23 protein-coding genes are annotated in these 22,375 nt (G+C 40.0%); all 23 read right to left on the reverse strand.

The genetic code is table 11. The features are described 5' to 3' along the window. Positions 1-417: 417 nt before the first annotated feature. The 23 genes from A5N88_RS14585 to A5N88_RS14700 all read right to left on the reverse strand — a co-directional run bounded on the left by A5N88_RS14585 (position 418) and on the right by A5N88_RS14700 (position 22,368). Positions 418-1,167: a TPM domain-containing protein gene (locus A5N88_RS14585; protein ID WP_066267352.1), complete on the reverse strand. Its 750-nt coding sequence runs from the start codon at positions 1,165-1,167 to the stop codon at positions 418-420. Continuing rightward, positions 1,164-1,724, reverse strand: coding sequence for a LemA family protein (locus A5N88_RS14590; RefSeq protein WP_412733819.1), 561 nt, complete (start codon positions 1,722-1,724; stop codon positions 1,164-1,166). Before A5N88_RS14590 ends, A5N88_RS14585 begins: the two co-directional genes overlap by 4 nt. A gap of 422 nt (positions 1,725-2,146) precedes the next feature. Further along, a complete protein-coding gene (murA, locus tag A5N88_RS14595) occupies positions 2,147-3,454 on the reverse strand; it encodes a UDP-N-acetylglucosamine 1-carboxyvinyltransferase (RefSeq protein WP_066267356.1) in 1,308 nt (435 codons plus the stop codon). Between the two features lie 32 nt (positions 3,455-3,486). Then, positions 3,487-4,230 carry a YwmB family TATA-box binding protein gene (locus tag A5N88_RS14600; RefSeq protein WP_066267358.1) on the reverse strand — a complete coding sequence of 248 codons (744 nt, stop codon included), beginning with the start codon at positions 4,228-4,230 and terminating at the stop codon, positions 3,487-3,489. Between the two features lie 299 nt (positions 4,231-4,529). Beyond that, positions 4,530-4,775, reverse strand: coding sequence for a DUF1146 family protein (locus tag A5N88_RS14605; protein ID WP_066267359.1), 246 nt, complete (start codon positions 4,773-4,775; stop codon positions 4,530-4,532). Between the two features lie 371 nt (positions 4,776-5,146). Continuing rightward, complete coding sequence (locus A5N88_RS14610; protein ID WP_066267361.1) at positions 5,147-5,551, reverse strand: F0F1 ATP synthase subunit epsilon; 405 nt, start codon at positions 5,549-5,551, stop codon at positions 5,147-5,149. 23 nt (positions 5,552-5,574) lie between these two features. Then, positions 5,575-6,999: a F0F1 ATP synthase subunit beta gene (atpD, locus tag A5N88_RS14615; RefSeq protein ID WP_066267362.1), complete on the reverse strand. Its 1,425-nt coding sequence runs from the start codon at positions 6,997-6,999 to the stop codon at positions 5,575-5,577. Between the two features lie 85 nt (positions 7,000-7,084). Further along, positions 7,085-7,942 (reverse strand): F0F1 ATP synthase subunit gamma, encoded by an 858-nt coding sequence (locus A5N88_RS14620; protein WP_066267363.1) that lies wholly within the window; start codon positions 7,940-7,942, stop codon positions 7,085-7,087. Between the two features lie 100 nt (positions 7,943-8,042). Next, a complete protein-coding gene (gene atpA, locus A5N88_RS14625) occupies positions 8,043-9,551 on the reverse strand; it encodes a F0F1 ATP synthase subunit alpha (RefSeq protein WP_066267364.1) in 1,509 nt (502 codons plus the stop codon). A 25-nt stretch (positions 9,552-9,576) separates the two neighbouring features. Further along, positions 9,577-10,113: a F0F1 ATP synthase subunit delta gene (locus A5N88_RS14630; RefSeq protein ID WP_066267366.1), complete on the reverse strand. Its 537-nt coding sequence runs from the start codon at positions 10,111-10,113 to the stop codon at positions 9,577-9,579. After that, the gene (gene atpF / locus A5N88_RS14635; protein WP_066270561.1) at positions 10,110-10,631 is read right to left on the reverse strand and encodes a F0F1 ATP synthase subunit B; all 522 of its coding nucleotides are present in this window, start codon (positions 10,629-10,631) and stop codon (positions 10,110-10,112) included. Before atpF ends, A5N88_RS14630 begins: the two co-directional genes overlap by 4 nt. 333 nt (positions 10,632-10,964) lie before the next feature. Then, positions 10,965-11,180: a F0F1 ATP synthase subunit C gene (atpE, locus tag A5N88_RS14640; RefSeq protein WP_066267367.1), complete on the reverse strand. Its 216-nt coding sequence runs from the start codon at positions 11,178-11,180 to the stop codon at positions 10,965-10,967. A gap of 72 nt (positions 11,181-11,252) precedes the next feature. Beyond that, a complete protein-coding gene (gene atpB / locus A5N88_RS14645) occupies positions 11,253-11,963 on the reverse strand; it encodes a F0F1 ATP synthase subunit A (RefSeq protein WP_066267368.1) in 711 nt (236 codons plus the stop codon). Between the two features lie 22 nt (positions 11,964-11,985). Further along, complete coding sequence (locus tag A5N88_RS14650) at positions 11,986-12,360, reverse strand: ATP synthase subunit I (protein WP_066267371.1); 375 nt, start codon at positions 12,358-12,360, stop codon at positions 11,986-11,988. A 5-nt stretch (positions 12,361-12,365) separates the two neighbouring features. Further along, a complete protein-coding gene (locus tag A5N88_RS14655; protein WP_066267372.1) occupies positions 12,366-12,593 on the reverse strand; it encodes an AtpZ/AtpI family protein in 228 nt (75 codons plus the stop codon). 713 nt (positions 12,594-13,306) lie between these two features. Further along, entirely contained in the window at positions 13,307-14,455 is a 1,149-nt protein-coding gene (gene wecB / locus A5N88_RS14665; protein ID WP_066267378.1) for a non-hydrolyzing UDP-N-acetylglucosamine 2-epimerase, read from the reverse strand. 229 nt (positions 14,456-14,684) lie between these two features. After that, complete coding sequence (upp, locus tag A5N88_RS14670) at positions 14,685-15,314, reverse strand: uracil phosphoribosyltransferase (protein ID WP_066267379.1); 630 nt, start codon at positions 15,312-15,314, stop codon at positions 14,685-14,687. 125 nt (positions 15,315-15,439) lie between these two features. Further along, positions 15,440-16,681, reverse strand: a complete 1,242-nt coding sequence (gene glyA / locus A5N88_RS14675) for a serine hydroxymethyltransferase (protein WP_066267381.1) — start codon at positions 16,679-16,681, stop codon at positions 15,440-15,442. 340 nt (positions 16,682-17,021) lie between these two features. Next, positions 17,022-17,603, reverse strand: a complete 582-nt coding sequence (locus tag A5N88_RS14680) for a TIGR01440 family protein (RefSeq protein WP_066267383.1) — start codon at positions 17,601-17,603, stop codon at positions 17,022-17,024. A gap of 348 nt (positions 17,604-17,951) precedes the next feature. Beyond that, positions 17,952-19,244, reverse strand: coding sequence for a methyl-accepting chemotaxis protein (locus A5N88_RS14685; RefSeq protein ID WP_066267385.1), 1,293 nt, complete (start codon positions 19,242-19,244; stop codon positions 17,952-17,954). A 27-nt stretch (positions 19,245-19,271) separates the two neighbouring features. Further along, positions 19,272-19,709: a low molecular weight protein arginine phosphatase gene (locus tag A5N88_RS14690; RefSeq protein ID WP_066267387.1), complete on the reverse strand. Its 438-nt coding sequence runs from the start codon at positions 19,707-19,709 to the stop codon at positions 19,272-19,274. 943 nt (positions 19,710-20,652) lie between these two features. Continuing rightward, a complete protein-coding gene (locus tag A5N88_RS14695; RefSeq protein WP_066267389.1) occupies positions 20,653-21,201 on the reverse strand; it encodes a manganese efflux pump MntP in 549 nt (182 codons plus the stop codon). A 114-nt stretch (positions 21,202-21,315) separates the two neighbouring features. Beyond that, entirely contained in the window at positions 21,316-22,368 is a 1,053-nt protein-coding gene (locus tag A5N88_RS14700) for an L-threonylcarbamoyladenylate synthase (protein ID WP_066267390.1), read from the reverse strand. Positions 22,369-22,375: the final 7 nt, after the last annotated feature.

Raw genomic sequence — 22,375 nt, forward strand, 5'->3', positions numbered from 1 at the left:
TTACAAAATTCCGATTAATCCCTTAAACGAATTAATAGGAAAACAGCTCTGATATACGATTGAAAACTTACAATCTATAATCAGCATATGGAAATGGACAAGCAATTATGACAAGAAAAGCGGAGAGCGCTCGTTCATCGGCGACCAGCATAAGATGAGCCAGAGGTGAGGTTTGCTCTTTAACCTATCCTCTGGCTTGGCTTATGACCTCGAGCCGATAGCGCACGAAGCTGGACAAGAAAAGCGGAGAGCGCTCGTTCATCGGCGACCAGCATAAGACGAGTCAGAGGAGGCTTCCCTACCGACCGCGGAATGAGATTGTCAGCAACAGAAATAAACAGGCAAGATTAACAGATTCTATAAATAAAAAAACCGGCCTTTTCTAAATAAAAGCCGGTACTTACTTTTATTTTGTTGTTACCAATTTCTGCTTGCACCACCGCCGCCAGATGAACCACCGCCGCCTTTTTGATTTCCTCCGCCTCCTCCGCCTCCATTCCTAAAGAAAGCCGATGCAATATTTAGGATTAGATAAGTGAAGGTGCCTCCAAAGAACTTTATATCAACTGTAATAAGAATCAACAGAGCCGCGGCAATCAGCATGATCTGCCATAATGGCAGTCCCTGGCTTGATTCATATGGCTTAGGATTGGTTTTATCGTCTATTTTATATTCTAATGCCACCTCATTGTAAAGCTTCTTATAGGTGTTTACAGCCGCTTTAGCTGGCTGTTCGTCCTTGAGGTAGGGAATTGCATACTCATCCAATATTCTTCCTACTTTTCCATCTGGAAGAGCTCCTTCCAACCCATACCCTACTTCAATGCGAATGTGTCTTCCCTTTGTGTCAATTAATAATAATACACCATTATTTAACTTTTTATCGCCAAGCTGAAATTTTCTAAAAGCGTCTACTGCATACTCCTCCACTGATTTTCCATCCAGACCTTTTACTGTTAAAACGGAAATTTGTGCTTTAGTTTTATCATTAAGGTGTTCCCCTAATTGTGCCAGTTCCTTTTTGTCTTCGCTGGAAAGGATGCCGGCATGGTCCTGAACATAAATATTTCCTACAGGATCAGGTATTTCTGCCTTAACACTTACAGTGAAAAAACTAACCGTTATAAAGGCCCATAAGGCAGTTAAAAGGAAGCCCTTTTTAATCATTTTTTATCACTATTAAAGTCTACAGTCGGAGCCTTATCTGCACCTGCTGCAGCTTGAAAGTACTCTTTTTCATGGAAGCCAAACGCATTTGCTACAATGGCCCCCGGGAATCTTTTCACCTTTTTATTGTAAGATGCAACCTCATTATTATAATCCCGTCTGGCTACTGCAATTCTATTTTCTGTCCCTGCAAGCTCATCCATCAACTGTGTAAAATTTTGATTAGCCTTTAAATCAGGGTAATTTTCCGAAACGGCAAGCAGCCTGTTTAAAGCACCTGAGAGCTGGTCATTTGCTTTTGCCTGTGAGGCTGGTGACTCGGCTCCAGCCAATTGAGCCCGTGCATCAGAAATATCTTTTATCACTTTTTCTTCGTGGGCAGCGTACCCTTTTACAGTGTTTACAAGATTGGGAATCAAATCCATTCTTCTTTGAAGCTGATTTTGGATTTGTGAATAGGATTGATTAACATTTTCTTCCTCAGATACAAATCCATTGTAGCTGGACATAAAAGCAATGACAATGACTACCGCAACAACTACAATTCCAATAAGCACACTATACTTTTTTCTCAATTATTATTCCCCCTTGGACTATATAACGTATTAATCTTAAGAAGGTTTCAATTTTTTACTGCTGTCCACCTTTAGATAACAGTTTATTTTTAACTTCCTCCGTTATTCAATTAAGGACATATTCTCTTGAATTCTTCAATTTGAGTTATGAATAATACTCACATTTCTTGCATATTTGAATAGTAGGGGGAAATCAAGAAACTAAGCATGTACTAGACTCCTTTTGGTTTTTAAAAAATCTTGTGCTTTTCATTAATCAACATCAGATTCAGATCAATATTGGGATTTGGCAGCGTCCTGTTGTCCTGCTGGTTTATCTTCAATCTCCTCTTGCCAAGCGCAGTGTTAACTCTTATAAAGCCAAAAAAAATAAAAACCCATACTTATGTACGGGCTTTTACTAATTATACGTTCATATCGGAAACAAATTGATTTGATTTCTCGTTCTCTGCTTCTTCATTCACTCGCTCTATATCTGCGCCAAGGGAAGATAATTTATGATGGAAGTTTAAGTATCCTCTGTCTAGATGCTTTAATTCTGTTACACGAGTATAGCCATCTGCTTTTAATCCGGCAATGATTAATGCTGCTGCTGCACGCAGATCAGTCGCAGAAACTTCTGCACCTTGAAGCTCACATGGTCCATTGATAATAACTGACCTGCCTTCAATTTTAATATCTGCATTCATTCTTCTGAATTCTTCAACATGCATAAAGCGGTTTTCGAAAACCGTTTCTGTAATCATTCCAGTTCCTTCTGCATTTAATAATAAAGCCATCATCTGTGACTGCATATCTGTCGGGAAACCTGGGTGAGGCATGGTTTTAATGTCTACAGCCTTTAGCTTTTCAGGTCCAATAACGCGAAGACCCTCTGCTTCTTCAAGAATGGTTACACCCATTTCTTCAAGCTTTGCAATTAAGGATGTTAAATGCTCAGGAACGGCACCTTTAACCAATACATTTCCTTTTGTAATTGCAGATGCAATCATAAAAGTTCCGGCTTCAATGCGATCAGGAATTATGGCATGATCTGCCGCATACATCCTTTCCACACCTTCAATGCGGATTGTACCGGTACCTGCTCCTTTTACAACCGCTCCCATTTCATTTAAAATATTAGCCAGATCCACAATTTCCGGTTCTTTGGCAACATTTTCAATTGTTGTTGTTCCCTTTGCTAAAGTTGCAGCCATCATTATGTTTTGAGTTGCACCAACACTTGGGAAGTCAAGATAGATTTTTGCTCCTTGAAGCCGATCTTTTACCTCTGCTTCAATAAAACCATTTCCAACTCTAACCTTTGCCCCCATTGCTTCAAAGCCTTTTAAATGCAAATCAATTGGCCTTGATCCAATTGCACACCCTCCAGGCAAAGCAACACGTGCTTTACCCTCTCTCGCCAGTAAGGGCCCCATTACTAATACAGAAGCTCGCATTTTTCTTACATACTCAAATGGAGCTTCAATTAATAACTCTCTTGATGCATCTACAGTTATTTTGCTTCCATCAAAGGTTACCTCTGCATTCAAGTAGCGTAACACTTCATTTATTGTATATACATCGGAGAGTTGCGGTACATCACGTATGATACTTTTTCCTTCACTTGCTAATAATGTTGCAGCGATAACAGGCAATACGGCATTTTTAGCACCCTCTACTTGTACCGTACCATTTAACCTTTTTCCGCCGCGGACGATGATTTTTTCCAAGAGTATTCCCCTCCGCGTCCATTTTCTCTATATTAATATTCAATCGTTATGATAGGTGTGCCAATAACGAAGGTCGTCTTAGCGCCCAATCCAGTTTTCCTTAATCCAACTTGCACATTCATACTGCTGTTCTTAGTTGGAAGTTTTTCTGAAAATAGCGGTGAATATGCTGAAATTGAAACAAAATCTTCTTCTTCTAAATCTTCTTTCTTAACCGCTTTAAGGCTTTTTAGAATATTGTTTGCTTTTGGCAACAAAACATTATCCATTTTATCATTGAATTCGCCTTTGATACAAGAGAAAATAAGCGGCTTTTCATTAAATAGAACAGCCAATTTATTGTTGAATTTCCTGTTAACTTCCTCAGCTGTTTGATCATTCCACCGATCCCCGCTCACCTCATATAATAAATACGACATTGGCTGTTGATTTGTAAGGGTCGACACCAACTTAATTGTTTCGACACTGTTTTTATGAATTAATTGCCCGGTTGCACTTTTAGAACGTGCATCAGAAGCAATCTGCCAATTCATATTTGGAAATTCGCTCTTTAAGGACGCGACCTTATTTAACCAGTCACTTTGCGATGAACAATCAAATGATTCTCTTGCATATAAAGACCATCCAGTGATATTGCCATGAAATTCTTTTGAAACCTTTACTATTTTATTCATATCCAATACAGAATCAGCTGAGGCCATGTTTTTCCCCGAAACAATCAGCAAAGCCACAGATATAAATAAAATCACCGTAATAAAAAATGCATTTTTTTTCATGTGTATTCCTCCCCTTAGTAAAAGTGTTTACTACTAATGGAAAGGACATACTTGGGAAAAGTCGTCATCTTTTGACAAGACTGTTTTCGCATAAATTACTGCTTTACATTCCGTATTGGGACTATCTTCGTGGCATCTTTTCGTAAGTTAATCAATAATTTTTATAGTGCTCCTAAATTTTTAATCATTTTTTGTCGAATAGCAACAGAGTTTACGAAAAAGAGACTTTGACAATCTCCAGTCAACCTCTTCATACTAATTCAAAGACACTTTGAATATATGTAAGAAAGCCTATGCCTTTACAGGATCATTTGAAAAAGCATTGGTAGTTGCTGTGCCCAGGTTAAATAATCAAGAAAAAAATTGCTTACTGCTGAGCCTATAGCTATGGTAATTAAAATAATCAGCACCCTTGCTTGAAAAACCCTATTCGGTTTAAGAAGTTTTTCAATATGAAACGCCTGTAGTGCCCAAAAAGTAATCGCTATAAAGGCCAAATGGGAAAGGATGCTGATAATGGCCTGCTGGCCAAAACCTGAAATCATTTAGATCCTCCTGCTGTCATTTTGCTGCATAACCAGTTATTCTGATATAGAGTGTTTTCTGATCATGAATAATCAACACACAGGCTTTATTTAATGTCTACTTGCTTAAAATACCCAATATAGACAAAACTAAAACTTGTCCATAATAGATTGTTTAAGTTTTTAGTTACTTTCTTACCTATTCAATATTACAACTGAGCAAGTAGTACACTAAAAGACGCCACATCATTTAGACGAACTATGCAGGGAAATAGTTTCATGCAAATATTTTTTTCGATTGTTACAAATACATTACAAATAATACAACTATCAGTTTTAAAATGCAAGTAAAAAAGACCCTTTGATTACCAATAATCGCAGGGTCTTTCCTATTAAAAGCGACGTTCATACACGTTAATACGGTTTATAGCCCTTCTTAAAGCTAATTCAGCCCGTTTTTGATCTATATCATCCAGCTTGGATTCAATGCGCTGTTCAGCGCGAATCTTTGCTTCTCTTGCACGATCAATATCTATCCCTGCTGCCGTTTCAGCAGTTTGAGCTAGAATTGTTACCTCTTGGGGCCTAACTTCAAGGAAGCCGCCGCTAACTGCTACAAGCTCAGTGTTACCGCCATCTTTAAGTCTCACTGCACCAATCTCAAGTGGTGCTACTGTCGGAATGTGTCCCGGCAAAATACCCATTTCACCACTCTTGGCTTTTGTACTTACCATTTCCACATTTGAACTATACACTGGGCCGTCTGGAGTGACAATACTGACTTTTAGTGTCTTCATTTTTTATCCTCCTGGTCCCGAAATTATACCTCTACGCCCATTTCTTTTGCTTTTTCGATAACTTCCTCGATACGGCCGACCAAACGGAAAGCATCTTCTGGCAAGTGGTCGTATTTTCCTTCCAACACTTCTTTGAATCCGCGAACAGTGTCCTTAACAGGTACGTAAGATCCCTTTTGCCCTGTAAATTGCTCGGCAACATGGAAGTTCTGAGATAAGAAGAATTGGATACGGCGAGCACGTTGAACAATTAGTTTATCTCCATCGCTTAACTCATCCATACCAAGGATAGCGATGATATCCTGCAATTCTTTATAGCGCTGCAGAGTTTGTTGTACTTGACGTGCTACATTATAATGCTCTTCACCAACAATTTCAGGTGATAATGCACGAGATGTCGAAGCCAATGGATCAACCGCAGGGTAGATACCCATTTCAGAAAGCTTACGCTCAAGGTTAGTTGTTGCATCCAAATGAGCAAATGTTGTTGCTGGAGCCGGATCAGTGTAGTCATCCGCAGGTACATAGATCGCCTGAATAGATGTTACAGATCCCACATTTGTAGATGTAATCCGTTCCTGCAATTGTCCCATCTCAGTAGCAAGAGTTGGCTGATAACCAACTGCAGATGGCATACGGCCAAGCAATGCAGAAACTTCAGATCCAGCTTGTGTAAAGCGGAAAATGTTATCAATAAAGAATAGTACGTCCTGGCTTTGCTCATCACGGAAGAACTCAGCCATTGTCAAGCCTGTTAACGCAACACGCATACGCGCACCCGGCGGCTCATTCATTTGTCCGAACACCATTGCGGTTTTACTGATAACTCCTGAATCCTTCATTTCATAGTAAAGGTCATTTCCTTCACGTGTACGCTCACCAACGCCGGCAAATACAGAAATACCGCCATGCTCTTGGGCAATGTTATTGATAAGTTCCTGAATTAAAACGGTTTTACCTACACCGGCACCACCAAATAGTCCAATTTTACCACCCTTGATATATGGGGCAAGAAGGTCTACTACTTTAATTCCTGTTTCAAGAATTTCTACTTCTGTTGACAGCTGTTCAAAGCTTGGAGCGGAGCGGTGAATAGAATCACGTCGAATTCCCTCTTCAGGAAGCTTACCGTCCAAGTCGATTGTTTCACCAAGAACATTAAATACCCGGCCTAGAGTAACATCACCAACCGGGACAGAAATAGCAGCACCTGTATCAAGTACTTCCATTCCACGCTGAACACCATCTGTAGATGCCATAGCAATCGTACGAACTGAATCATTTCCTAAATGCAGTGCAACTTCTAAAGTCAAATCAACATCTTTTTCAGTCGAAGTTTGCGCTTTATATTGAACTTTTAACGCATTATAAATGTTTGGAATCTTGCCGTTTTCGAACTTAACGTCAACAACTGGTCCCATTACTTGCAGAACGCGCCCTGTGTTCATTAAATTCCCTCCTAACCTGCATATTCGGTTCTTAAACACAATTCAAGAACCCTTTTTCATATTTCATTTAATAAATTAACTCTTACTACTCCAGTGCAGCAGCACCGCCGACTATTTCAGTAATTTCCTGAGTGATAGCTGCCTGGCGGGCACGGTTATATGAAAGAGTAAGCGTGTCAATTAATTCTTTTGCATTGTCTGTTGCATTCTTCATAGCTGTCATACGGGCAGCATGTTCACTTGCCTTACTGTCCAATAACGCACCATAAATCAAGCTTTCAGCATATTGTGGAAGCAATACTTCCAGAATCTCTTCCGGTGATGGATCAAATTCATAGGAAGTCAGTTTGTTTACTGTATTGATATTAGAAAGCGGCAATAGTTTTTTGGATGTAACATCTTGCTGGATTGCACTTACATAGTGATTGTAGAAAAGGAATAGTTCATCATACGTTTCATCTAAGTACATTCCTACAGTCTTCCTTGCAATATCCATAATATCAGTAAATGACGGCTGGTCTGGCAGGCCCGTTATACTTAATGCTACATTTATATTGCGGCTTCTAAAAAAATCAAATCCAATTCTGCCTATAGCAATAATCGCAAACTCATCATCTGACTGATGTCTTTCGCGGATGCTGTTATATACTTGGCGAAGCACGTTACTGTTAAAAGCTCCTGCTAAACCACGATCAGATGTAATTACAAGGTAACCTGTCTTTTTCACAGACCTGTCTATCAGCATAGGGTGTCTTAGTCCCTGGCTGCCAAGAGCAATATTAGCAACTACCTCCTGAATTTTTTCCATATATGGAACAAAGGATTTAGCATTTAATTCAGCACGGTTAAGCTTGGAAGCAGAAACCATTTGCATCGCTTTTGTAATTTGGCTTGTCTTTTTAGTCGAGTTAATACGAGTTTTTATATCACGTAAGGATGCCACTCATCTCACCACCCTCGTCTTATATTAGCCTTCATGCCCGTTAAGTCATGAAGGCCATCCGAATTCACATTTATATGGTTGAATGCTTTACTTTTATTTATTACTCAGATTTCGCAAATGTCTTTTTGAAGTCTGTAATAGCAGATACGATTTTTTCGTCTGCTGGAAGTCCCCCAGTTGTTCTGATTTCACTTAGAAGTTCTTCACGGTTTAGATCAAGCCATCCGTAGAATTCAAGTTCAAAACGTACGATATCCTGGACAGGAATGTCATCCAAATGTCCTTTTGTTAATGCATAAAGGATCATAACCTGTTTTTCTACTTTTACAGGTTTGTTTAAATCTTGTTTTAATACCTCTACTGTACGAGCACCACGTGCAAGCTTGGCTTGTGTTGCTTTATCCAGGTCAGAGCCGAATTGAGCAAATGACTCTAATTCACGGAATGCAGCAAGGTCAAGACGAAGAGTACCGGCAACCTTCTTCATCGCTTTAATCTGTGCGTTTCCTCCTACGCGGGATACGGATAATCCGGCATTGATTGCTGGACGTACACCTGAGAAGAAAAGGTCAGATTGCAAGAAGATTTGGCCGTCTGTAATGGAGATAACGTTTGTTGGAATGTAAGCTGAAATATCTCCTGCTTGTGTTTCAACAAACGGCAGTGCTGTAATGGAACCTGCACCTTTAGCATCACTTAGTTTCGCAGCTCTTTCCAAAAGACGGGAATGCAAGTAGAAAACATCCCCTGGATAAGCTTCACGGCCTGGAGGACGGCGAAGCAGCAAGGAAAGTTCACGATATGCTGCAGCTTGTTTTGACAGATCATCATATACTACAAGTACATGTTTACCGTTATACATAAACTCTTCACCCATCGTTACACCTGCATATGGAGCAAGGTATAATAACGGAGCCGGCTGAGAAGCTGATGCAGTTACGACGATTGTGTAATCCAAAGCTCCATGCTTACGAAGTGTTTCAACTGTATTACGGACAGTAGATTCCTTTTGTCCGATCGCTACGTATATACAAATCATATTTTGATCTGCCTGGTTTAGAATCGTATCAATCGCTACTGTTGTTTTACCTGTTTGACGGTCACCAATGATCAATTCACGTTGTCCGCGGCCGATTGGCACTAGTGCATCAATCGCTTTAATACCAGTTTGTAGCGGTTCATGAACAGATTTACGGTCCATTACGCCAGGAGCAGGGCTTTCAATAGGGCGAGTTTTTATTGTGTTAATTGGACCAAGGCCATCTACAGGCTGTCCCAGCGGATTTACCACACGTCCAATCAGTTCTTCCCCTACAGGAACTTCCATAATGCGTCCTGTACGGCGAACCTCATCACCTTCATGAATATCCTTATATGGTCCGAGGATTACAATACCTACATTGTTTTCTTCAAGGTTTTGGGCTAGACCCATTACACCGTTTGAAAACTCTAAAAGTTCACCAGCCATGGCATTATCCAGGCCATGAGCACGTGCGATACCATCACCTACTTGGATAACAGTACCTACATCCGTAACCTTCATCTCAGACTGATAATTTTCAATCTGCTTTCTTATCAGTGCACTGATTTCTTCAGCTTTAATGCTCATGAATTTCACCCCTCATTTCTAAATCTTAGCCTATTAATTCACGCTTAAGACGGTTTAGCTTACCTTGTAAGCTTCCATCGAATATTCGATTACCAATTTGAACCTTTAATCCACCCAGAAGGTCAGGATCAACTATATTTTCAATATTTAAGGATACTTTATTTACCTTCTTAGCAAATTCGGAGGAAATTACAGCACTCTCATTTGCGGTAAGAGGTCTTACTGAGTATACACTCGCTTCTGCTATGCCCTGCTCATCATTGGAGAGGTCAATAAATGCATCTGCTACATCGGCAATGACTGCCTGACGGTTTCTGTCCGTAAGAAGCATTAGTAAATTAAGTACATAAACGGACGTTCCATTAAATACATCTTTTATAATTAACTTTTTCTGGTCGGTTGATAGCTTTGGAGATTTCAAAAGACTGATCAAATCCGGATTATCCAGCACAACTTTTTTAATTGTCCTCAGTTCATTATCAAAACTTTGGAGCATTTGCTGTTCTTTCGCTATTTCGAAAAGCGCCAAAGCATATCGTTTTGCAACTGCCTCGTTACTCATCGCTTTTCTCCTGCCTCTTGAATATAATCATTGATTAGTTTTTCTTGATCATCCGCATTCAATTCTTTTTCAATAACTTTAGATGCAATTAATACAGAAAGAGATGCAACCTGTTCACGCAATGCAGTAACAGCCTTTTCTTTCTGCGTCTCAATTTCAACTTTAGCTGCACTTTTTAAACGTTCTGCTTCAAGACGTGCAGTTTTAATAATTTCTTCACGCTGAATATCGCCTTGTTTTCTGGCGTTTTCAATTAAAGTCTGTGCTTCAATTCGTGATTCTTTTAATAATGACCGCTGTTCTTCCAAAGCCCTGTTGGCTTCCTCGCGGCTCTTTTCTGCTGCCAGTATTTCATTTGCAATATGCTCTTCACGCTGCTTCATAATCCCCATTAAAGGACCCCAAGCGAACTTTCTAAGCAATAATAGCAAGATAATAAACATGATTAGCTGGAATACGATGTCACCGGTATTCAATTTACCTGAGACAAATCCCAAAACGAAACCATCTGTTAACACGCTTTCGTCACTCCCTTCAAGAGCCAATTTTAAAATTCTCTTCTGAATAGAGATGAAAACAAGAGAAGTTAAGCTCCTGCTTTCCATTAGTTTTTCAAGATTGAAGGTTAATTATGGAATGAAGTTAGAAGGTATATTCAATCATAACTCGCGGAAAATGGTCCTGTTCCCCCTGAAACAAAACCAAAAAGGAGTATTAATATGTTGATATGCCCTGCAGGCTGGCTTCTAACAGTCTCCAAATCCTATTTTTCATAAAAAAATAATAGCTTTTACATAAATGAATGGCGAAGGTTCCTTCAAAGTAATCTTCGCCATTTATTCACGCATTTACTATCTATTAACAACCATGAATCCAATAACAACCGCGATAATAGGAATCGCCTCTACTAACGCAATCCCGATGAACATTGTAGATTGAAGCATACCACGTGCTTCCGGTTGACGAGCAATACCTTCAACTGTGCGTCCTACAATAAGACCGTTACCAATACCAGCGCCTACCGCTGCTAAACCAATTGCAATTGCTGCTGCAATAACTCCTGTCATTATAAAGTTCCTCCTTTAAATGTATAAAAAAAATATTTTTTTAATCAAATTTTAACCTTGATAAGGTATATTTTAATGATCATGACTCACTTTATGAGCCATATAGACCATTGTTAACATTGTAAAAATAAATGCTTGAATGGAGCCGACGAAAACGGAAAAACCTTCCCATGCAATGGTTGGAATAATGGCACCGATCGTGCCCCCAACTGTTTTAGCCAAACTTCCTGATAGCAACGCAAGCAGGATTTCCCCAGCGTAGATATTCCCATATAACCGGAGACCTAATGTCAACGGATTGGCAAACTCCTCAATCAGTTTAAAAGGAAGCAGGAATGAAAATGGCTGTACAAACCCACGTGCATATTCTCTAAATCCTTTTTGTCTGATTCCATAGTAATGTGTTAATCCAACTACCATTACAGCAAGAGTCAATGTGATAACAGGATCAGAGGTAGGTGATTTCCACCAGAGATATTCATCGTAAACAACAGAGAATGGCAGTCCGAGCATATTCGATACAAAAATATACAGGATCAGGGTAAGCCCAAGAATATGGTAGGCACCGCCTGTTTTCCAATCCATGTTGTTTTTAATAATATTTTTAACAAAGTCCATAATCCATTCAAAAAAGTTTTGCATACCGGTTGGCTTCATTGCAAGCTTTCTAGTGGATACAAGTGCTATGATGAATACAATTAAAGAGGCAACAGTAATCATCAGGACATTTGCTAAATTAAAGTAAAGCCCCATAAATTCTACCACAGGTGCTTTATGATTCAACTAAAATCACCTCTCTTTCCGCTTATTTATGTGATTGAATAGTAAGGATTGCAAAATCTATCATAATGACAAAGTAGGATGTCATTAATCCAATAACTACACTGAGGAAATGAAAAGTCTCCGGATACCGCGAAGCCACCATAACAGCGATTAAGGCTGTCCCCATTCTTGTAATGGTTCCTAATGAGCGTGCTTTGCGCTCTTGCGCTACAGCATCGCTTATACTTATCGTTTTCCTCATTAATTGCCAGGAATTAAAGAGACTGACAATTGTACCAAGAATAAGTCCTAAAAAAATGGAATGATATGAGGTGAACCCCCATCCTAAAACAAAAAGGGATAAAAGGTACAGTATATACTTGCGATGTCTGCTATGCATTTTTTGGAGTTCCGGCATATCTTTTAATCTCCCGAAAAGAAATGGCGGACTGTATGAAGCATGGCCCATATGCCTGTAGCAAGGCCAAGGAGTAGTCCGATAATCAAAAAAAGTGGTTCTATTTGGAATGAATGATCTAAATATCTGCCGCAAAAAACCCCAATTAGAATAGATCCTGCTAATTGTCCAAGAATTGCGGAATATAAAGCCATTCCCGAGGCAGTAAAGGGAGGTTTTTTTCCGTCTTTCATTTACATTCATCCATTCAATCAGGTGTTTCTTTTTTTAGGTAAAAGAAGTAAAATCAAGAGGCAGAAACAGCGCTGTAAACGTTTCAAAACCCTACTACCCTACATCCTCTGTAAGCATACAATAGGCAATAATCAATGTCAATGTGTTTAGTGAAAAACTGCGCAATCCTATACTCTCTTAGACACAATTGTCACAAAATCCTCAAATTTGTTATTTGCTTAATATTATGTATTATTTTGTATAGCTACATTTTGCTTTTAATATTATTAACATGATTAACATTTATTATAAGAAGAAACTCAACTATTTTCATCTTCAGCCAAGTTGCCTGCAAGCTTAAATATTTATCGCTGCAATGAAAAAAGAGATTTGCTTCTTCTATTAAATGTGCTGCCCTGAAAATAACTTTATTATGAGTTCGAAGCACCAAGCTAAACCGACCTTTGGTAATAATCATCACCTTACTGTTATGGGCAAAAGAACTTATTTTCATGCGACATAATGCGAATTTTAATAGCATGGCGGTCTCTATTGTTTTTTAGCTCATTTTACAGTAACCTTTCAGCTTAGCTGAAAGGCGTGTGAAACACAGTTTCACACGAATGAGCTAAAAAACGGGCAGTTATTAAAATAGAAATATAAAAAATTCTATATAATAAAAGCTTGCCTGCGGAATTTTTCTCCCTGAGGCAAGCTTTTACTGCATAAATGATTACGAAAGAGACACAAAAGAATCTGGACGTTTATCTGTATTCTTAAAGTAGTAACGAATGGCTTCTGCAATTCTTTTCGAAGCCTTACCATCTCCATATGGATTAGCAGCCTTCGCCATTTTTTCATAGGCTGCCTGGACGGTTAATAATTCTTTGGCCATTTGGTAAATGGTTTCTTCATCAGTACCAGCTAGCTTTAAAGTACCCGCTTCAATTCCTTCAGGCCTTTCAGTTGTGTCCCTTAAAACCAAAACTGGCACTCCAAGTGATGGAGCTTCCTCCTGAACCCCTCCGGAATCAGTCAGAATAAGGTGAGAGCGGCTTGCAAAATTATGGAAATCTATAACATCCAAAGGCTCGATCAGATGAATACGTGCATGGCCTCCAAGAATTTCATCTGCTACTTCCCTAACTGCAGGATTTAAGTGGACTGGATATACCACTTGAACATCTTTGTGTTCCTCCGCAATTCGTTTAATTGCTCGGAACATGCTTCTCATAGGTTCACCAAGATTTTCGCGTCGGTGTGCCGTCATCAGTATTAGGCGGTCTTCTCCGACACTCTCCAAAATAGGATGAGAATAGCTGTCTTCAACAGTTGTTTCCAGCGCATCAATTGCGGTGTTCCCCGTTATAAATATGCTGCCTTCTTTTTTATTTTCCCTTAGGAGGTTTTCCGCAGATTTACTTGTTGGTGAAAAATGAAGATCTGCCAGGACCCCTGTCAATTGGCGATTCATCTCTTCAGGATACGGAGAATATTTATTCCAGGTACGGAGCCCTGCTTCCACATGCCCTATAACAATTTGATTATAGTAAGCAGCCAGACTGGCTACAAAAGTAGTTGTTGTGTCCCCATGAACAAGAACAATATCCGGCTTCGCTTCTTTCATTACCAGATCAAGGCCCGCTAGTCCTCTTGTTGTTACATCTGTCAGCGTTTGCCTTTCCTTCATAATGTTTAGATCATAATCAGGTGTAATGTTAAAGATATCAAGAACTTGATCAAGCATCTGGCGGTGCTGAGCTGTTACGGTAACAATTGACTCAAAAACGTCTGGATATTTTTGAAGTTCAAGTACTAATGGAGCCATTTTAATTGCTTCTGGTCTTGTGCCAAAGATGGTCATTACTTTTATGTGTCCCATAGCTATCTCCCTTTTCCTATTGGCTCTGTTATAACCTTGCCTGTTGAATTTCGCTGCAGTAGCGGGAGGTAAGCCTCCTCATTGTATGCTCGTGGGGGGATCTCCTGAAACAAGCTTATCAGTTCCAATCAACTTTGTTCTTTAACAGAGCCGTCCTATTATGAATCCAATCCGCATAACAAAGGTGCTCATCTGGTTACTTTCTTTCTTTTCTCACTTACCTTTTCTATTATTTAGTGCCGAAAAGCCTATCGCCTGCATCCCCAAGCCCTGGAACAATATAGCCTTTTTCATTAAGCTTTTCATCCAATCCAGCAATGAAAATATCTACATCAGGATGAGCATTCTGAATAGCTTCAACACCTTCAGGAGCTGCAATTAAGCACATAAACTTAATATTTTTGGCACCCCGTTTTTTAAGGGAGTTAATAGCTTCTACAGCTGATCCCCCAGTAGCCAGCATTGGATCAACTAAAATGAAATCACGTTCTTCTACATCATTAGGAAGCTTTGCATAATACTCGACCGGCTTCAAGGTTGCAGGGTCACGATAAAGGCCAATATGTCCAACCTTTGCTGCAGGAATCAATTTTAATACGCCGTCAACCATTCCGATTCCCGCACGAAGGATCGGCACAATCCCAAGTTTTTTTCCTGACAGAATCTTTGCCTTCGCTTTACTTACCGGTGTATCGATTTCAATCTCTTCAAGGGGCATATCTCTCGTAATTTCAAAAGCCATTAAAGTAGCCACTTCATCGACTAATTCTCTGAACTCTTTTGTACCTGTATTTTTATCACGTATATAGGTTAATTTATGTTGAATAAGAGGATGATCAATTACATAGACATTACTCATTTTTTTCGCTCCCTTTTATGTATTAAGTTAAAGTAGTAAAGTACTCTTTTTTACCTTTACCTATTTTACACGAAAAAAGAGTCTGACCTCAAGGGGAGTTATCCCAGAAATCAGACCCTTCTATATTATTTGCCTGGATATAGCTCAAATTTTGCTGTCAGCGCTTCTACTCGGTTACGCGCTTCTTCAAGCTTCGTTTCATCTTCATGGTTCTTTAAAGTCAGAGAAATGATTGACGCAATTTCATCCATCTCTTCCAGACCAAAGCCGCGGGACGTCACTGCAGCTGTTCCAATACGAATTCCGCTGGTCACAAAAGGACTTTGCGGGTCAAACGGGATGGTATTTTTATTGACAGTAATACCAATATCGTCAAGAACCTTTTCAGCCACTTTCCCCGTTAAATTCAAAGAACGTAAATCTACTAGAAGCAAATGATTATCTGTTCCATCTGAAACTAAGTCAATTCCTTGTGCTTTTAAAGCTTGTGCAAGTCTTTGTGCATTTTCTACTATATTATTGGCATAGTCTTTAAAATTGTCCTGAAGAGCTTCGCCGAAAGCAACTGCTTTAGCTGCAATGACATGCATCAACGGACCACCCTGAATACCAGGGAAAATCGATTTATCAATTTTCTTCCCAAATTCTTCTTTGCATAAAATCATTCCCCCGCGGGGACCCCTTAATGTTTTATGCGTAGTTGTTGTAACAAAATCAGCATAAGGCACCGGACTAGGATGAACACCTGCCGCGACAAGGCCTGCTATGTGTGCCATATCCACCATCAGATAAGCACCCACTTCATCTGCTATTTCCCTGAATCTCTTAAAATCAATTACACGCGGATAGGCACTTGCACCTGCAACAATCAGCTTCGGTTTATGCTTGCGTGCTTTTTCCAAGACATCATCATAATTAATGGTATGTGTCTTTTCATCAACACCATACTCCACAAAGTTATATTGAATGCCGCTGAAATTCACTGGGCTTCCATGTGTTAAGTGACCACCGTGAGACAGATTCATACCTAAAACAGTATCTCCTGTTTCAAGGATTGTAAAATACACCGCCATATTGGCCTGTGCCCCTGAATGCGGCTGAACATTAACATATTCTGCTCCAAAAATCTCTTTTGCCCGATCACGCGCCAGATCCTCTACTACGTCGACATATTCACAGCCTCCATAATAACGTTTCCCCGGATATCCTTCTGCGTATTTATTTGTCAAAACAGATCCTTGAGCTTCCATTACCGCTTCACTGACAAAGTTTTCTGAAGCAATGAGCTCGATTTTGGTCCGTTGACGAGTTAATTCATCCTGCATTGCCTGGTATAGTTCTTTATCCTGCTGCGCTAATTTGTTCATGTAAATCCCCCTCTGTGTCGGCCAAATACTTAAAATCGTTTTTATTTTATCATAATTTGCAAACTGGTGCTTATCTTTCTTTCAAATATCGCAAGGGATGTAAAAGTGGGAATTCTTTAATTTCAACTTTAATTTTTGGTTGTGTTAGATTTCAACTTTGATAACTGCTCGTTTTTCAGCTCATTTTTTCAGCTATGCTGAAGGGAGTGTGAAACGGCCTTTTCACACGAATGAGCTAAAAAACAACAGTGTCCTTTAACAGAGCCTAATTTTTAAAAATTGTTTATATGGATCCATTGGCGATTGCGCAACAAGCATCCGGCAAATATACAGAGCATTATTAAAAGGAGCAGCTATTATTTTCCTGCGTATTCTGGTAAACAGCCCTTTCGCCGCCTATTAGCTTTGGCCGGGTGGTAGCAATCGTTACATGCGCCTCGCCCAGCTGGTTGTTTGATACCCTGACAGGCACGGCTACATGCTTAAGATGCATACCAATAAAGGTGTCTCCTATATCAATCCCTGCATCAGCCTTTATAAATTCCACCACAACAGGATCTTCAAAATGGTTAAAAGCATACGTAGCCATCGATCCTCCAGCTTTCTGGACCGGAATTACGGATACTTCATCCCAGCCGTTCTCTATTGCCGTTTTTCTTTCCACTACCAGCGCACGATTTAAATGTTCACAGCACTGAAAAGCAAGGCTTATGCCCGAATGCTTTGCAAGATGATCCAGCTCTGAAAAAATAACGGATGCTACTTCAAGAACTCCAGCCGTGCCTATTTTTTTCCCCATTACCTCGGAGGTTGAACATCCCACCACAAAGACCTGGCCTTTCCGTTTAAAAGGAGCTTGCGCAGTGAAGTCTTTCAAAATTTGATGAAGCTGACTTCCAAGCTGTTTTAAATTGTTATTCATATAAAAAACTCCCTTCCTTTGTTTTCACTGGGGCTTCTGCAATAAAGCATATCTCATTGTCTATTTATTGTTGCATAGCGAATCATTTTTTAAAAGAAACGGAACTAATAGCTTACACATTATTTGCAGATATTATTATGTGAAGGACCTTCCTGCAGTTATTGATATTACCCCATAATGATTGGAGCAGCAGGCGCGAGTCTCCTGCTTAGAAAAGCTGGTTAGGGGAGACTCCCTAAACGAAAATACGAAATTTATCCATTGTTCGAAAAGTAAACAGGTGTCTAAGTAAAAAACGGAAAAAGAAAAACTACTGCGCAACAACCACAATAGTTTTGTATGTTCACTTTATTGACGAAATTGAACAATAGTTCCCTGCAGCCTCTGTGCATCTCCTTTTAACTGCTGTACGAGGGCTTCAATGGTTTCCATTGCAGCTGCCTGCTGGCTCGTGGCCATATTTACCTCCAGGGCTCCGGCCGATGTTTCTTCTGCAATTGCTGCAACCTCCTGAGATTGGGAAGCCGTAAATTGGATGCTTTCCATTTGCTTGTCCACTAGAGCTGAAATGCTCTTCACTGCTCCAGCTACCTCATGGATAGTTTCTGTCATCGCCTCTATCACTTCGTTTGTTTTAGAGCCTTTTTCAGCCTCATCGTTGGCAGCTCTCACCTGGACTGTTATTTGATCTACTACTTCTTTCATTTCATCCTGAATGCTCTTAATCAGAGTGGATATACCCTGTACAGCTCTTGCACTTTCATCCGCCAATTTCCTTACCTCTTCTGCTACTACAGCAAAGCCTCTTCCATGCTCACCTGCACGGGCAGCTTCTATCGAGGCATTAAGAGCCAGCAGGTTTGTTTGTGCAGCCATCTCTCCAACAAGAAGAATAATTTGCTCTATCTTCCCTGCCTTTTCCTCCAGTCTTAAGACTGCAGCTAAAGAATCTTTGTTTCCGCCTGCTAATCGCTGAATACCGTCAATGAGTGAATTCACCACCAGCTTGCTTTCATGCAATTCATCCAACATTTCACCTGAAACCTGTTCTGAGGACCTTGCCTTTGTTTGAACCTCCGCAGCAATCTGAGTAATACTTTCAACATACTCAGCTGTTTGCATAATGGCTCCTGCCGAACTCTCAGCTCCAGCTGAAATTTCTTGAATGGTTCTGGCTATACTCTCAGATTGAAGAGCTGCCTTTGCTGTTTTGCCGGATATTTCTGTAACGTTCTCATTCGTTTGTTCAACGTTCTCTTCTATCCTTTTTACCATCTCTCTTAAATTTCCCAGCATTTGGTTAAAAGCGAAACCAAGTGAACTGATTTCATCATTTGACTTCGGCAGATGAACATTTTGCTCCAGATTACCCCTGCTCGCTTCAATTGCCGCTGTTTCCAAACTCTTAAGAGGACGGACAATAAATCCAGCTACAAAATAACCTAATAATCCAGACCAAAAAATCCCCAGGCTTAACGTAATAATGGTGAATCCAACAGATCCGATTACATGCGAGAAATACGCTGGATAGACATAATATAAGAAAAAGGCACTTGTTGAATAAGTAATTAACGCTAATAGTGTGATAAATATGACCAGCTTCTTCCGCAAACTAAAAGGATATCTTTGTTTTTGCTTCATAATTTTTTCTCCCAATCCCTGAATGAGTTATCCAATTTTTTTGAGCAATCCCTTAATTAAGCCCTTTAATTCATTAAAAGTTTCTAGGTAAACCTCCTTACTCCCGCCGTATGGATCTGCTACATCCATATCTTCTCTTGATTCATTAACAAATTCTTTTAATGTAAAAATTTTATCTGCACCAAAAGGATATTGATCCATCAGTATAGCTTTATGTCCCTCCGTCATAGTGAATATATAGTCAGCCCACAGGATATCTTCTTTGCTTAGCATCCTGGAACGGTGGATATGCTTTATTTGGTTTTCTTCCAGTACCCTAATGGCATGAGCAGACGCATGATTGCCTTCTGCGGCAAATATCCCCGCGGACTTAACCGTTATATCATGAATCTGCTGATTTTTCATAATGGCTTCAGCCATTGGGCTTCTGCAGGTATTTCCAGTACAGACAAATAAAACGTTCATGTCATGGCAGCTCCTTTTACATATCTGATTTCTCTTTATTATAGTCAATTCTATATCATTTCCAAAAGAGATCTAAGTAGATTTATTGTATAATTGTGTATAATTTAGTAATTTTTCCAGACGACGAAAAACCTAGAAGTAATGGGGGCAGGATTAGAGAAAAAAGCGCAAGCACCTTGTTCAGCAGCGTACGGATTTCGTAGTCTTCAACTGAGATAAAGGAAACTAGATGTTGACTTATTGCAGGGAGAAGACGCAGAAATACACTAACCGATAGGCGCTAGAGTTAGACAAGAAAAAATATCCACAGATTTAGCATTTTCATAATTTCCTAAACGACAAGAAAGAGGGTGACTCAAAAGGCCGGACTATGCCGCTGAATGGAGTCACCCTTTTTTACTACTGAATAAAAAAGGTAGTGGGATTCTTCTATTTAGTTTTAGACTAAAAAGACCCGAAAATCACTTTATACGAATTCAAAAATCAAGCCACACCGACCTATGGTAATCATTATTGCCTTATCAATATGGAAGAAAGAACATACTAGGGTGGCCTCTGAAAAAATCTATGTTGATTAATGGAAGTGAACAGGCAGACAAACAGCAGTACTCATATCCGAGTAAAGCCTAATGTGCGTTTTCAATCAAGGTTGATTGGAGCGTAAAGCGATTGCCTGAAGTGGAAATCAACCCAGCAGGATGAACAGATCGCAGCCTATATCTATGTACAATCCCAATTTGGATTTAATTCAAAGGTTGATTGGAGAGGAAAGTGCGACTCCTGCGAGATAAGCTGGCCTTAGGAAGACCCCAGGTGCCACTACCGGCACTGCAGCAGAAATCAACGAGCAGAAAAAAAGATACTGTATCCAACGTCACCTGCTATCATTGGACCTTTTGGGACAGCCTCTTGTTTATTCTATTCTATTAGGCATATGCCATCTTTAAAAGAGCAGCTTTAACCCAAAAGCAAGCAGGATTGCTCCACCCAGTGCTTCGCTATAGATACCCAGTAATCCCTGTACCTTCTTTCCAACAATTAATCCAAGCCAGGCTAAAATGGTTGCCGCCAGGCCAAACAAAATGAGTACAATTGCAGTCCGGGCTCCAAAAATACCAAGTGAAAGCCCAACAGAGAAGCTGTCCAGACTTACACTAAGTGCAAAAATAATTAATCCCCATCCAACAGGCTTTACAAGCGCCTTGTCCTCTTTTTTAAAAATAGAAGCAATCATCTGGAGTCCTAAAATGATCAAAAGGATGCCTCCAATATATTGTGCAATTGTACCAAATGTATCGGATAGGAAGTGACCGGCAATGATTCCTAATAACGGCATCCAAATATGAAAAAAACCGATTGTAATGCCTATATAAAAAATTTGCTTTGGACGGAGCTGAAACATCCCCATACCAAGACCTACTGAAAATGCATCCATCCCTAAAGCAAATGCCATCAGCAATAATGTAAACAATTCTGCGATGAAATAGTTCATTCCTTCTTCCTCCTTTAGACATGCCTAGAGACAACATATGCATGTCTAAAGAAATTTAGAAGGAACTTTGCTACAAAATATTATGAAAAAAGCTTCACGTTTATTACATCTGAATTAGCTCCCCTGATAAATCCACTGTTTTCCAGCTGCCTTTTCCAGGCGATTCATAATAGCAAGGCCAATTCCTTGATAAGGAAATACTTCAGAAAAAATAACATCGATGTTTTCTTCGTTAAAAGCTCTTAACGTATCATACAGAGAATGTGCCACAGACTCTAAATCACCTCTGCTTCCGCAGGGAATGACAGCATCAGCATCATAACCCGTTGCAGATTCCTCTGTCGCTAGCACCCCCACCTTCAAACCAGTTTCCCTTTTTTCCTCTATCAGTTGCTGAAGGAAGGCTTGATCACCCTCAACCAGGTACATAGGGGCATCTGGAGCATAATGGGTATATTTCATACCCGGGGACTTCGGCTTTTCTTTCTCGTTTTCATGTAAAGCAGGATCGATATCCACATAACCAATGACAACTTCAATCTGTTCCTTCGATATACCTCCCGGACGAAATATCATAGGCGGCTCCAACGAGCAATCAATCACTGTTGATTCGACGCCAACACCTGTTTCACCACCGTCTAGGACTCCTGCAATTCTGCCAGACAAGTCATCCATTACGTGCTTTGCAGATGTGGGGCTTGGCCTGCCAGATTGATTTGCACTTGGAGCAGCAATCGGCAACCCAGACTTTTTAATAAGCCTTAAAGCAACAGGATGGTCAGGCATCCGGATACCCACCGTACTTAAACCCGCTGTAACATATTCAGATAAAACACCGGGCTTTCTTTCCAAAATGACAGTTAAAGGTCCTGGCCAAAAGGCATCCATCAACTTTTTCGCTTTTGCAGGAATCGATTCAACGAGTTCATCCAGCTCACTGTAATCGGATATATGCACGATAAGCGGATTATCATTAGGCCTTCCCTTGGCTTTATAAATTTTTTCCACAGCCGTATCTGATTTTGCATTTGCCCCCAGCCCGTATACCGTTTCTGTTGGGAACGCCACCACTTCATCGCTCTTTAAAGCTTTTGCTGCTTCCTCAAGAAGAGAGGCCGATTCTATCGTATCCACATACTTATCCACAGACCATAAAATTGTTTTCACATTTTTC

Source organism: Heyndrickxia acidicola, from assembly GCF_001636425.1.
Taxonomy (GTDB): Bacteria; Bacillota; Bacilli; order Bacillales; family Bacillaceae_C; genus Bacillus_AE; species Bacillus_AE acidicola.